This window comes from Chitinimonas sp. (assembly GCF_041904975.1).
Lineage (GTDB): Bacteria > Pseudomonadota > Gammaproteobacteria > Burkholderiales > Chitinimonadaceae > Chitinimonas.
In genome coordinates this window covers 1-12,278 of record NZ_JAYRLZ010000121.1, presented here as the reverse complement: position 1 = coordinate 12,278, position 12,278 = coordinate 1, and the positions used below count along the sequence as shown (strand labels likewise).

The 12,278-nt window shown below is 58.9% G+C and carries 11 protein-coding genes and 1 other RNA gene; 1 reads left to right on the top strand and 11 read right to left on the bottom strand.

What is annotated here, in order from left to right:
- Positions 1 to 189: 189 nt before the first annotated feature.
- From ACE3OH_RS12425 to ACE3OH_RS12415, 3 genes are read right to left on the bottom strand one after another with little or no spacing between them, the layout of a single operon-like run.
- Entirely contained in the window at positions 190 to 1,872 is a 1,683-nt protein-coding gene (locus tag ACE3OH_RS12425; protein ID WP_374352955.1) for an FAD-binding oxidoreductase, read from the bottom strand.
- Positions 1,873 to 1,881: 9 nt separating this feature from the next.
- A complete protein-coding gene (locus ACE3OH_RS12420) occupies positions 1,882 to 2,721 on the bottom strand; it encodes a hypothetical protein (protein WP_374352952.1) in 840 nt (279 codons plus the stop codon).
- Positions 2,721 to 3,473 (bottom strand): hypothetical protein, encoded by a 753-nt coding sequence (locus ACE3OH_RS12415; RefSeq protein ID WP_374352949.1) that lies wholly within the window; start codon positions 3,471 to 3,473, stop codon positions 2,721 to 2,723. Before ACE3OH_RS12415 ends, ACE3OH_RS12420 begins: the two co-directional genes overlap by 1 nt.
- Before the next feature lie 96 nt (positions 3,474 to 3,569).
- Between ACE3OH_RS12415 and ACE3OH_RS12410 the strand changes: the two genes are divergently transcribed.
- A complete protein-coding gene (locus ACE3OH_RS12410; RefSeq protein ID WP_374352946.1) occupies positions 3,570 to 5,327 on the top strand; it encodes a hybrid sensor histidine kinase/response regulator in 1,758 nt (585 codons plus the stop codon).
- Here ACE3OH_RS12410 and ACE3OH_RS12405 read toward each other — a convergent pair.
- The 8 genes from ACE3OH_RS12405 to ACE3OH_RS12370 all read right to left on the bottom strand — a co-directional run.
- Positions 5,324 to 5,956 carry a response regulator gene (locus ACE3OH_RS12405; RefSeq protein WP_374352943.1) on the bottom strand — a complete coding sequence of 211 codons (633 nt, stop codon included), beginning with the start codon at positions 5,954 to 5,956 and terminating at the stop codon, positions 5,324 to 5,326. The two genes, ACE3OH_RS12410 and ACE3OH_RS12405, sit on opposite strands and share 4 nt — an antisense overlap.
- Before the next feature lie 828 nt (positions 5,957 to 6,784).
- Positions 6,785 to 7,145, bottom strand: a transfer-messenger RNA (tmRNA) gene (gene ssrA, locus ACE3OH_RS12400).
- Between the two features lie 40 nt (positions 7,146 to 7,185).
- On the bottom strand, positions 7,186 to 7,854 hold the full coding sequence (locus ACE3OH_RS12395; protein ID WP_374352939.1) for an HAD family hydrolase: 669 nt from the start codon (positions 7,852 to 7,854) through the stop codon (positions 7,186 to 7,188).
- A gap of 1 nt (position 7,855) precedes the next feature.
- Positions 7,856 to 8,563: a bifunctional 2-polyprenyl-6-hydroxyphenol methylase/3-demethylubiquinol 3-O-methyltransferase UbiG gene (gene ubiG, locus ACE3OH_RS12390; protein ID WP_374352935.1), complete on the bottom strand. Its 708-nt coding sequence runs from the start codon at positions 8,561 to 8,563 to the stop codon at positions 7,856 to 7,858.
- Entirely contained in the window at positions 8,563 to 9,120 is a 558-nt protein-coding gene (locus tag ACE3OH_RS12385) for a DUF4337 domain-containing protein (RefSeq protein WP_374352932.1), read from the bottom strand. The genes ubiG and ACE3OH_RS12385 overlap by 1 nt, the downstream gene beginning before the upstream one ends.
- On the bottom strand, positions 9,120 to 10,445 hold the full coding sequence (locus ACE3OH_RS12380; RefSeq protein WP_374352929.1) for a TRZ/ATZ family hydrolase: 1,326 nt from the start codon (positions 10,443 to 10,445) through the stop codon (positions 9,120 to 9,122). Before ACE3OH_RS12380 ends, ACE3OH_RS12385 begins: the two co-directional genes overlap by 1 nt.
- Before the next feature lie 120 nt (positions 10,446 to 10,565).
- Positions 10,566 to 11,771 (bottom strand): outer membrane protein assembly factor BamC, encoded by a 1,206-nt coding sequence (gene bamC / locus ACE3OH_RS12375; RefSeq protein ID WP_374352925.1) that lies wholly within the window; start codon positions 11,769 to 11,771, stop codon positions 10,566 to 10,568.
- 16 nt (positions 11,772 to 11,787) lie between these two features.
- Positions 11,788 to 12,278 (bottom strand): dihydrodipicolinate synthase family protein (locus ACE3OH_RS12370; RefSeq protein ID WP_374352920.1); only part of this gene is annotated, 491 nt, incomplete at its 5' end.

Below are 12,278 nucleotides of genomic sequence, written 5' to 3'. Positions count from 1 at the left end.
CTACCCATACAAATCAGAGACGAGGCTCATAGGCGTATACGCAATGCCGGTCGCGCTTGCGGTGCATCGGCGACGTGCCTTCCGCTGGGCTGGCAGCAACGTTGAAGGCAAGGTCTTGCCAAACACACCGCTTAGCGGGTGACTGGATGCTGTTCCACCATCCTCGCTTGGCACAAAAAACCCAACCGTTCAGGTTGGGCTATTGATTTTTGGCGGAGTAAGGTGCGACGTTTCGGCGGTAAACCGCAAATATGTGTCGCTGTTCCGGTCGCCAGCACTTATGCCGTAGCGCTGGGGAGCGATGGTGTCGTACGGGTCCATGGCCCGGCGGATGGTGCGCATTAGTGCCACGCTGGGTGTGTCGCTATTCTGCAGCTTGCCCATGGCGCCGATGTGCAGGCGGTAAGGCAGAAAGCCCTGCTGCTGCCCGGCTTCGAACAGGGCGTCATAGCAGTCGTGGGCACGGCGCACCTGTTCTGGGTCGTCCCGGTCGAAAAGCAGAGGCACAGAACTGTCCATGCAGCGTTCCGACAGGCTGGTCAGCGTGATCAGCGGCTCCATGCTGTAGCGCTGGCAGATGCGGTACACCGTGTTCACATAGTTGCGTACCCGCTGTGGCGCCAAAGGCACTAACGGGGCATACCACAGCAATCCGCAGCCATCGCGCGCAGGGTCGGGGTTGCTAGGGACCTGACCAGTCTTCCAGTACGCCAATGGCAGGGCCACTCGGCTAGGTGTGCCAGCCATAATTTTCAGCGATGCGTCTAACGTCGCTGCACGCCGCGCCAGCGCGCTGTTGGGCATGAATCGGGCTGTCAGGGCCTTGATACGCGCGGCCCCCTTTGGGCTAAAGAACTGCAGACGCAGTATTGCATTGCCTCGCAACAGCCGCCGTATCACCTTTCGGGCGGCGTGCACTAAGGCAGGGTGGCCGTACAAAGCGCCTACGCAAGTCCAGGCGCCGATCTTGTTACGTCGGGCAAGGTCCGCCACTACAGCGGCTGGCAGCAAGCCATCGACCACCTGATCTTCAGGGTAGGCCTGGGTCATCGCCAAAATTCGGTGCGTGTTCATAAGATTTATGGAGCCTGTCACACCGGTCAGCTGACGCAATATGGCCTGCACGGCACTGACGGTCTGTTCCAGATCAGCATCGTGCTGAATGGAAAACAGAAAAGCATTGATGGCTTCGGGTCGGCGCGCCAGCGCAATGGACATGCTAGTGACAATGCCTGCATTGCCCTGGGCAAACAAACCATCCAGATAGGGGCCCACGCCCCACTTGAAGACCGCATCCACAGTTTCGCCGCCCAGTTCGGCCAGTACGGGGCGGTAGATGTCGCCATTGGCCAGCACGGCTTGCAGGCTCATTACTGCGGCAAAGTGGTCGCTGTGCGGCGTAATGCCATAGCCGCGCTCCAGCGCATTGCCAAGCAAGCTGCAGTCCGGCCCTGCTCCGGTGGTCGGCACCATGAAAGGCAGGCTGTGCTCGTGTAGGTAATCGCTGAGCATACCCTGAGTAACGCCGGGCTCTAGCGTGACAACGCCTGAAGCTTCGTCGAAGTCAAGTATGCGGTTCATGTCACGCAGGTCCAGCAGTACGCAACCATCCTGTACTGGTAGCGCTGAGCCATAGCCCCAGTTGTTGCCGGTGCTGATGGGGTACAGGGCTTGGCGATATCGCGCGGCAATCTTGACGATGCTCGCCACATGGCTGGTTTCGGTAGGCCGCAGCGCAGCGGCAATTCGGCGGCGCAGACCTGTGGTGCAGGCGCCATAACACAGCTCCGCCTGCTCGCTGCCCAGCACGCGGTCTACACCCAAAATATGCCGCCATTCCAGGATGGCAGCGTGTAGGCCAGGATGATCCATGTCGCTCTTTCAGGGGTGCAGGCGCATCAGGCGATTGCGTATGTACTCTTCTTCCTGCGGCGTCAAGCAATAGGGGTACAGCGTTTTGTCATTCTGCCGTGGCATGGGCATTGCGCTAACCGCCTCCAGCTTGGCTGCCACGTGGGCGAACTCGCAGTGCAATAGCACTGCTGGTGCCATGACACGCTGGTTCATGCGCTGCTCACCTATCTGGCGAAAGCCCAGTCCACGCTGGTAAAAGCGCGCGTGGCGAGGGTTAACCTCTACCACCACATCATCAAATCCGCGAATGCGATAGGCAAAGATAAAGACCGTGTGGAACAGGGCCGCCAATGTGTTGACCGAATACGCTTCAGTGTCCACCGCGAACTTGATCACCTCGCACACCTTGCGTCCAGTCGCGCGAATGTCGTCGATTTCGCTCTTGTATAGGGCGTCGCTCAATAGGCCGTCCGGTCCATCCATGCCAATGCTCAGAGTGCCGACCTTGCTGTCGCCCTCGTAGGCAATGATGGTCATGCGGTGAGCATCTTCGCGAAGCTCCTCGGTCTTGTAGCCGCGCCAGCCATAGCGTTCGTGTATCAGGGCGCTAGCGTCTTTGCGCCGGCGATTATCGTTGGCAACACGTATCTTGAACGTGCTTTCATTGGCGCTAGGTGAGTCCACCCGCGAGTTGGTCAATTCCAGTTCGCGTTGCCGTAAGGAATGCATGGATGGCAACTCCATGATGGTGTCACCGGCGTGCGTGTGGCGCACAGCAGGCATCGCTTTGAACATGCCCATAACTTTGCTCCATTCAACTTGCCAAAGAGCCACTGGCCTGCCGTGGCACGGTAGTGAGATATCCATCAATTGCCCTGTGCAGCTGTAGCTTGGCGTGCCAGCCATTGCGCCAGCGGCTGAACAAAGCGCCGCCCCAAAATTCCTATGCTGAACCACATGGTGGCGAACCAGTAGGGCATGCCCAGCATGTCGGATTTGGGGTAACTCCAGAAGCCTTGGCTAACGCCAAAGTATTCAATCGCAAAGCCCAGCACCAAGGCGTACAGGCCCTGGCGGACATCGGCCGGTTCGTGGAACAACACCAGCAACAGAGTGCTGGATGCCAAGGTGCCCAACAACAGGCGGTCGCTGTTGGCCCCAAACATGGTGAACATGGCAGCTGTGGCTACGACACCCAGGAAGGCGCGCCAGTGCAGGTTTATCTGGCCGGCTGGCTCGGCAGCAAAACGGCTGATGTTCAGGAACCAATAGCCCCATAACAAAGGCTCGTAGTAGGGCATCAGAAAAATGTCTTTTTGGCGGAAGGCAAAGCCACCAGCGCTTAGTACGGCGTAGTTCTGACCCACAAAGAAGGCCCCTACGAAAAAGAACAAAATCCACTCGGCGCGCTGCAGGGGGCGCAACATCAGGAACCACAGGGGCAGCAGCGCGGCTGCAACCAGCCGGGAGTCATCCACCAGTCGGATGGTGGTCAACGTCATGGCAAAACTTGCCAGGACGGTGAGCCGCATCACTGATTTGCCGTGTAAGTTCATGCCGATAGCGCCCGCTGTATCCAACTCTTGTTTCCACCCGATGCATGCCTGCAGCATTTGCATATTGCTGCTGCTTGAGGTGTGATTGTGCAAATGCACAACCGGGTCGGCAATTGGGCAAAAGTATTAATACTTCTGTGAGTGAAGGGTTCGCTGACAATGGATGACGATGTAACGCGTAACTTGCAATTGCTGGGCGAGCGGGTGCGGTTGATGTACCGCAACTACCCCTTCACGTTGAGCGCCAACTTCATGATGGGCTTGCTCGTCATGGCTGCCCTGTGGCAACTAGTACCCAAGCAACAGCTCGCGGGCTGGTTCCTGATCAATCTGCTGCTTACACTCAAGGGCGTGGTGGACTACCGGCGTTTCCGCAAGCCGCTGTTTGGCCCAGTGCCTGACCATGCCGACGCAGCGCTGAAAAACCTGACCATCGTGGCGGCAGCAACGGGTGGCTTCTGGGGCGCCTCCATGCTGATCATCATGGCGGTACCCGATGCGGTAGTGCAGCAGATTGTGTTCACGGCCATCATTGGCATGGCGTTCGGCGGAGCGGTGTTTTTGTCGGGCGACCGGCGCACGTTTTACTCCTACATTCTGACGATGCTACTGCCGGCGGCGGCGGTGTTCTCTATGCTGACCAGCCCTTATCACAACGTGTTCGCAGCGTTTTCATTTGCGCTGTTGTTTGTAACCGCGGCCTTTGCCCGCAACGTGCATCAGTTGATCGACAGGTCTCTGGTATTGCGCTTTGACAATCTGCACTTGATCGCGGCGCTCACTTCACAAAAAGAGCAGGCCGACTATGCCAACCTGTCCAAGTCGCGCTTTTTGGCGGCCGCCAGCCACGACTTGCGCCAGCCAATGCATGCGTTGGGGCTGTTTGTAAATGCACTTGGGCCGCATTTGACAGAGGATCCGCCACGTAAAATCTTGTCGCACATTGTGACGGCGGTGGAGACGCTGGAGGGAATGTTCAACGCCCTCCTGGACATCAGCAAGCTCGACACCGGGGTGTTGGAATGCGCTCCGCGTGATTTTCCGGTGCAACCCATGTTTGACCGTCTGCACAGTGAATTCCGCATGGAGGCCGAATTGCGCGGGCTGCGCCTGCACATCGCGCCCACCCGCCTGTTGCTGCACAGTGATCCGGCATTGCTGGAGCGCTGCCTGCGCAACCTGTTGTCCAACGCACTTCGCTACACCAGCCACGGCGGTGTGGTGCTGGGTTCCCGCCGTTGTCCTAACGGCGCGCGGCTGGAAGTTTGGGACAGCGGCATAGGCATTGCGCCCGAGCAACATGCGGAAATATTTCAAGAGTTCTTTCAGGTGGGAAACCCCGAAAGGGATCGCAACAAGGGTTTTGGCCTGGGCCTAGCTATCGTGCAACGCATCACCCGCTTGCTCCACCATCCGATTAGCATGAGTTCGCGGGTCGGCAAGGGTTCCGTGTTTCGGATTACAGTGCCTTTGGGGCGGGCCACAGCCGCGAATTATGTATCGGAGCCGGAGCCTATAGCGCTCATGAGCCCTTTACAGGGGAAACTGGTTGCACTTGTAGATGACGATGCTGAAGTTATTGCGGCCATGCGCACCTTGCTAACGGGGTGGGGCTGCGAGCTGGTGACTGCTCAGGCTGGTGCGGAGCTGCTGACGAAGCTGGAAGTGTCGGGGCGCACGCCCGATATCGTGATCAGTGACTACCGTCTGCGCGGCTCGGAAAACGGGGCCGATGTAATACGTCGGGTGGTGGCGTTCACGGGACGTGAGTTCCTTCCTGGTGTGATTGTTACGGGTGACGTGGGCGAGGACCGAATGCGCGAGGCGGTGGCTAGTGGATTTCACGTGTTGCACAAACCGGTAAGCGCCGCCAAGTTGCGGGCTCTGCTCAGCGCGCTATTGCCACAGGTCAGTTAGCTGTCGGGAAAACGAATGCCCAGTCGACCCAATGCTGCTATGGCCTGGGCGCGGCTATCAACATCCAATGCTCGGAATATGGCGGCGATATGTGCCTTGACCGTGTTCTCAGCAATGCCCAATTCGCGAGCAATCTGCTTGTTAGAGTCCCCTCGTGCCACCAGTCTGAAAACCTGCATTGGCCGGCTTGTGATCCCCAGGCGGCCCAAGATTTGGTCCGGCGTTTCGGACTCGGGACTGGATGCAGGTTCCAACACCAAGTTAGGTGGCAGGTAGATGCCGCCATTTAGGATCAGGTGCAGCGCATTGCCTAGAATCTGTACCGGGCAGGACTTGGGAATGAAACCCATGGCGCCCAGGCGTATGGCGCGCAGCACTTTTTCACGTTCTTCGACCGCTGAAACGATGGCCACCGGCAGTTCCTTGCGCAATGTGCGTATTTGTTGCAGCAGAAGCAGGCCGTCCCCATCAGGCAGGTGTAGGTCCAGCAGCAGCAGGTCCAGTTCGGCATGCTTTGCCAGCACACTCATCAGGCTGGCATGGTCGGTGGCTTCCAGGCAAGTCACGCCCGGAAACAGTTGCTCCAGCAGACTGACCAAAGCTTGACGGAAGAGCGGATGGTCATCCACGACGACGAACGTTAGCGCTGCCGGAGGGTGGGACGCTGGCTTGGATGTCTCGTTTAGTGAGTGCGACATGCTAGGGCTACGGTGAACAAGTAAGCGCGAAATGCGTACCAGGGCAAAATGCCGCAGAAATCGATGTGGTCAAATCGGGAACAACGCAAAATAATCATCGAAGGCAATAGGCGAGTGTTTTCCAGTTCAGTACCTTAGTCTGTTCGAACACATAGGTTGATGCCTTGAAGCCAATCCCTCGCTGTTCGATTATTCGGTTTCGTTTCCACTTCGGCAACCTGGATCGGCTTGACCGTGACAAAGCAGGTCTTCGTTGAGAAGTATCGGCGGATCAGGCAGTTGGTGCGTCCTCGCTCCTGCCTTGCCGTGATGAAAACGGATCAGCGATGTAGCAATCCCACGTCCATGAACCAAGCTACGGTTGACAGGCGTTTGGCGCGCGTCGCACATGAGCTTCAGAAATCGCGCACTATCGATATGCGCAATGAATTCACAGTGGAAGGCGGTAACGGCCCTCCCGATCCGCGCTTCAAGCGGTAGCAGCGAATCGTCTTTAGTGGCGATAAAAAGGCTGGGGGGATCCCTTCGTTGGCGGACGCAAGAAACGTGAGGTTTATAGCGGGAATGACGCGTCGTCATGTACCCGGATCTACAACGCGTGCAAGTGAACCAACCAATGGGCAAACAAAACAAAAAGCCCCGCTCAGGCGGAGCAATTTGCTGGCCTAAATGTTGGCCCAACCCACTAAAAGCAGCTGCCAAGCTGCCACAGTTTTGCCATCCTGAAAAACCCAAATGTTCGATTTCTCAGGATTTTATTGGTGGAGACGGCGGGAATCGAACCCGCGTCCGGAAGCCTTCTACGGTGAGTTCTACATGCTTAGTCTAGTCAACTGTATTTAACGCCATTCACGCCGGCCGACAGGCTTGAATCACGCGAGCCACCTAGATTTAACACAGTGCCAAGTAGCCCGACATTGTGCGATTTCATGTTGATTACGCTGCTGCCGGTTACCCGGCCCGACCCATGAACAATTCGGTGCAGCGACCGGCTGGATTAAGCAGCCAGTGCGTAGGTTTCGTCGTTTGCGACTATTTAGTTTCAGCGTTTAACGGGGAACTGAGATCCCGGCATGCCCCCAGCCGCTTTAGCACCCCCGTCGAAGCCAATGTCGTCCCCGGAAGTTTTGCAGCAGATGAAGAGCGGCGAGTATACCCGTTTATCGCTGCAGATGGGCAAGTAGCTCGCTTGGTGCGGCGATGCTGGCGTCCGCCCCCCAGGCATGCGGTTCATCGGTAGCGGCGATATAGCCGTAACTGGCCAGCACCGTAACCATATTGACCGCCCTGCCCGCCGCCATATCGCGTTCGGCATCACCCACATACCAGCAATCTTCTGGCGCCACACCCAGCTGCGCGCAAGCGTAATGCATCGGGCGCGGATCGGGCTTGGCTACCCCGACCGTATCGCCCGACACCACCACTGCCGGCGGCGTGCTGAAACCCAGCACCGGCACCAGACGGTCGGTAAAACGCATCGGCTTGTTGGTGATGATGCCCCAGGCGATACCACGACGCGCTAGCTCATCCAATACGGGGTTGATACCATCGAACAGGGTGGTTTCGTCGCAAAAGCCGTGTTCGTACTGGTCAAGAAAGCGCAGCCGCAGCGCATCGAAACCGGGGTGGTCGCGGCCAATACCGAAACCAAGCTCAACCAGGCCGCGCGCGCCGTGGCTTGCCAATGGGCGAATCTGCTCGTAAGCCACGGGCGGCTTGCCCTCCTCGGCCAACAGGCGGTTCAGCGCCCCCCCGAGGTCCTTGGCGGTGTCAGCCAAGGTGCCGTCCAGATCAAACAGAATGGCCTTGGGCCAAGGCAATGTGCTCATTTCAGCCTTTCCGGCAGGCCATCAGGTAGTTCACCGATGCATCATCATTCAAATGGAATGAACGACTAGCAAGCGAATACGCCATGCCTTTGAGTTCGACCAGTTCAAGCCCTGCCTGGCGAGCCATTCTGGCCAATTCGGATGGCTTGATGAGTTTGCCATAGTCGTGAGTGCCGCGCGGCAACAGCCCAAGCAGGTATTCAGCCGCAACCACCGCCTGGGCATAGGCTTTCGGATTGCGCGAGATGGTGGAGAAAAATACCCAGCCGCCCGGCTTTACCAGGGCGGCGCAGGCATTGACGATGCTGGTCGGGTCGGGAACGTGTTCAAGCATTTCCATGCAGGTGACGGCATCGAAACCCGCGGGCAGCTCCTGCGCCAGCGCTTCCACGGCAATGCAGCGGTAATCGACCTTGATGCCGCTTTCCAGCCCATGCAGCTTCGCCACCTTCAGCGATTTTTCGGCAAGGTCGATGCCGGTTACCCGGGCGCCAGTAGCGGCCATGGCTTCGGCCAGAATGCCTCCACCACAGCCAACATCGAGTACTTGCTTGCCCGCGAGCGCAGCATGGCCATCAATAAAACCCAAGCGCAAGGGATTGATATCGTGCAGCGGCTTGAATTCGCTTTCCGGGTCCCACCATTTGTGCGCCAGATCGGAAAATTTGGTCAGCTCGGCCGCGTCAGCGTTGTGCAGTGTCATTGTCATCAGGTCAGCAGTTTAATGATCCAGTCAGGATGGAGCGCCCAGCCGGCAAAGCCGGCGGCACCGAAGACAACGCCGCCAGCCCCAAACAGCCAGCCAAGGATCAGCATCGAGCGCTTTTCGGTCAGCGAGGCGACTGCGGCCACCGCAATGGCAATGGACAGCAAGGCATCGGACAGATCGAATTGGTCATCGCGATAGCCAAGATCCTCGTACTGTTTCTCCAGACCCTTGGCCTTGGCCTTCAGCTCATCGGCGTCCTTGTTCAGATCGACAATCTTGGTACGCAGCTTGCTGATATAGGCTTTTGCCGCATCGCCCGTTGCGGTCAGCTCTGCCTGGGTAGCGGCCGACTCGTTGATGTAGATCTTCAGGCGCTTGGCCTGGTATTCGCCCCAGGTATCCACCGTATCGGCCTTGGCCACCTGCATGGCCTGAACGATATTGTCGTCCTTGACCTTGCACAGTGCCATGAACACCGACAACACCACCACGGTGGCTGCCACCCAGCTATTGAGCGAGGACTTTTTGTCGTCGACTTCCGGCAATTCCATTTCCATTATTTCCCTCCTTGGCCGTTTGCAGAAATGCGGGTCTGCCACCAGTGCGCTTTCGCGGCCAGCTGGCCGGCATTCAGCGTAAGCAGCTTGTGTTGCTGTACCAAGGCGCGGCCGGCAACCCAGACATGGCTGACCTGATTCCGCTGCGCAGCGTAAACCAGATGCGAAATCGGGTCGAATACCGGCAAGGTTGGCAGGCTACCCAGATCAACGGCAATCAGGTCGGCCTGCTTACCCGCTTCGAGCGAGCCAATGCGTTCGGCCATGCCCAACGCACGCGCACCGCCCAGGGTGGCCATTTCCAGCGCCTGCGGCGCTGGCACAGCAGTCGGGTCACCACTGCTGCCCTTGGCGATCAAAGCCGCCAGGCGCGTATCGGCGAGCATATCGAGCGAGTTATTGCTGGCGGCCCCATCGGTACCGATACCGACATTGACACCAGCCTTAAGCATGGCTGCGGTACGGGCGATGCCCGACGCAAGCTTGAGATTACTGGCCGGATTGTGCGCCACATGCACGCCCTGCCGAGCCAGCAAGGCAAGTTCTTCGTCATTGGCGTGCACCATATGGGCGGCGATCAGATTGGGGCCCAGTACCCCAAGCCGATGCAGGCGGGCCAGCGGGCGTTCGCCATATTGCTGCACGCTATCGCTGACTTCGCTGGCCGTTTCATGGACATGGCAGTGAATACCCAATTCCAGCTGCTCGGCCAGGGTGACCACTTTCTTGAAAGTATCATCAGCCACCGTATACGGTGCATGTGGTGCAAGGGTAAAGCTCAGCAGGCCTTCGCCGAGAAAATGCTCGCGCGCAGCCAGCCCCTTGCGGATGTAGTCGTCGGCGTTATTGCCGTAGCCAGTCGGAAATTCGAGGATGGATGCACCCACCACCGTCCGCATGCCCGCCTGCAAGCCGGCGCGAGCCACCGCATCGTGATGGAAGTACATATCGTTGACGGTGGTGGTGCCGCCTTGCAGCATCTCCGCCATGGCCAGCAAGCTGCCATCAAATACGAATTCGTCGGAGAGATGCTGCTTCTCGGCCGGCCAGATATGGTTGTTCAACCAGTCCATCAAGGCCAGATCATCAGCAACGCCGCGCAACAGCGTCATCGCCGAATGGGCGTGCAGATTGACGAGGCCAGGCAACAGCACATGCTCGGGCAGTTCCAGCAACTCGGCATTGGCATAGCGCTGGCGTGCCACATCGGCGGGCAGGATAGCGCTGATGGCCGTGCCATCCATCACCAGCGCATGCGCTTCTAGCACCGTGCCTTGCGGCACAACCGGAACGATCCAGCGGGGAAACAAAACAGTAAGCGACATGCAGGAAAGGCTTTCAGGGCAGGAAGGCAGCGATTTTACCAAGCAAGCAGCTGGCAAGGCGCCTGGTAATGAAAAACGGCCAACATTGCTGCTGGCCGTTCTGAGTTAGCGCAAGCCGGTTTAGCGCAACTCACCCAACAGGGCGTCGAGCATTGCATCTGCGGTGGCTTGCGGCAGATTGCTGCCCTCGCGGGTGCCGACACGCACCTGGGTCTGGCCATCCTTGGCGGAGACGATGACCAGATATTCCGGACCCTTCACCAGATCGAGCGGCTTTTTCTCATCGCTCTTCCAGAATGCCAGTTTGCTGAGCCAGCTGCTGCCGCCACTGCTGGCACTGGCTTCCGGCTTGCCATCCTTGCCGACAGCTGGCGACACATAGTAAATGCCCAGCGAGCGGTCGCGGTCATTGATGCCATAGCCGGCATGTTCCAGCGCCAGACCCACGCGACGCCAGGCGCGATCGAAGCCTTCGCTCAACACCAGGGCACGTTTGCCGTCAGCCTGATTGCTCAGGCTGGCCTTGCTGGCAGGTACGCCGGCAATCGGCTTGGCTTCACCGGCCGCAGCGGGTGCTGCGCTGGCCAGTACCTGGCTGGCGCCATCGTTGCTGACACCAAGGCGTACCAACAGCTTTTTCACCTGCTCGGCCTCGCGCTCAGGCTCAGGCTTTCGCTGGGTCCAGCGCGTCTCGGTGCGCTCGCGGTCGGTATACACCTCTTCCATGCCGCGATGGCTGATATAGATCTCGGTGGTATTGGGCTCGCTGCCCCGCTCAAGGCGCATGCGGAACTGGTCAACCCGGCCGGTGGAGTACAAAGTACCCAGACCACGCTGCAGGGCGGAGCGGATGGTGCCGATCGGCAGATCCGGACGCTCTTCCAGCCAATCGGTTTCGATCAGGCCGGCGGTCGGATTGTCCACATTCAGCTTGAAGCCTTGCTCGAGCCAGAATTCGCGCGCAGCCGGCCACACCGTATCGGCACTGGCATTGATCACCAGCCAGCGCTGGCCGGCTACCGACTCCATGCGCACCTTGTCGAACTTGGGCAGCACCACGCCGGTTTCCAGAATCTTCTTGCCTTCGGCGCTGAGCTTGTTGTCGGTGAGGCCGGGCACGCCATAGGCGCCGCTAACGGAAGGCGAGCTCAGGTCTGGCGGGATTTCGAGCGGGCGATTGCGCAGCGCCTTGCGCGACTGCGTATAGGATGGTGCATTGCTGTCTTCGTCATTGCCAAAGAAAGGAATGCGGAATTTGGTATTGGCACAACCACTGGCGAGCATGACGATAGCCAGCGCTGCAGCGGTACGGGTCTGGTGTTTCATGTAGGGGGCGCTTCCTTTAGATCTCGATGCCTGCTTGACGCGAGGCCGAACGGACAACAGCTTCGGCAGCGGCCGACAGCGGGGTAAGCGGCAGGCGCAGGCCGGCCGGCATCAGGCCAAGCCGGCTCACCGCCCATTTGGCAGGAATCGGATTGGCTTCGATAAACAGGTGTTTATGCAGGGCCTGCAGCTTGTCATTGGCGGCACGACCGGCTGCAATATCGCCGCGCAAGGCGGCATCGCACATCTGCGCCATCAGGCGTGGTGCCACATTGGCGGTGACCGAGATCACACCATGACCACCGAGCAGCATATAGGCAAGGCTGGTGGCATCGTCGCCCGAATACAGTGCGAACGATGCCGGCGCGCGCATGGCCAGATCACAGGCGCGGGCGATATCGCCGGTAGCGTCTTTCAGGCCGATGATGCCGGGCACCTCGGTCAGGCGCATCACCGTGTCATTGCTCATATCGGCCACGCTGCGGCCGGGCACGTTATACAGGATCA

What these genes read in the sequence shown, in the direction of transcription:
- bamC (WP_374352925.1), bottom strand. Translation starts at nt 11,771, where the DNA reads ATGAAACACCAGACCCGTACCGCTGCAGCGCTGGCTATCGTCATGCTC.
- ACE3OH_RS12395 (WP_374352939.1), bottom strand. Translation starts at nt 7,854, where the DNA reads ATGAGCACATTGCCTTGGCCCAAGGCCATTCTGTTTGATCTGGACGGC.
- ACE3OH_RS12380 (WP_374352929.1), bottom strand. Translation starts at nt 10,445, where the DNA reads ATGTCGCTTACTGTTTTGTTTCCCCGCTGGATCGTTCCGGTTGTGCCG.
- ACE3OH_RS12410 (WP_374352946.1), top strand. Translation starts at nt 3,570, where the DNA reads ATGGATGACGATGTAACGCGTAACTTGCAATTGCTGGGCGAGCGGGTG.
- ACE3OH_RS12385 (WP_374352932.1), bottom strand. Translation starts at nt 9,120, where the DNA reads ATGGAAATGGAATTGCCGGAAGTCGACGACAAAAAGTCCTCGCTCAAT.
- ACE3OH_RS12415 (WP_374352949.1), bottom strand. Translation starts at nt 3,473, where the DNA reads ATGCAAATGCTGCAGGCATGCATCGGGTGGAAACAAGAGTTGGATACA.
- ubiG (WP_374352935.1), bottom strand. Translation starts at nt 8,563, where the DNA reads ATGACAATGACACTGCACAACGCTGACGCGGCCGAGCTGACCAAATTT.
- ACE3OH_RS12425 (WP_374352955.1), bottom strand. Translation starts at nt 1,872, where the DNA reads ATGGATCATCCTGGCCTACACGCTGCCATCCTGGAATGGCGGCATATT.
- ACE3OH_RS12420 (WP_374352952.1), bottom strand. Translation starts at nt 2,721, where the DNA reads ATGGATATCTCACTACCGTGCCACGGCAGGCCAGTGGCTCTTTGGCAA.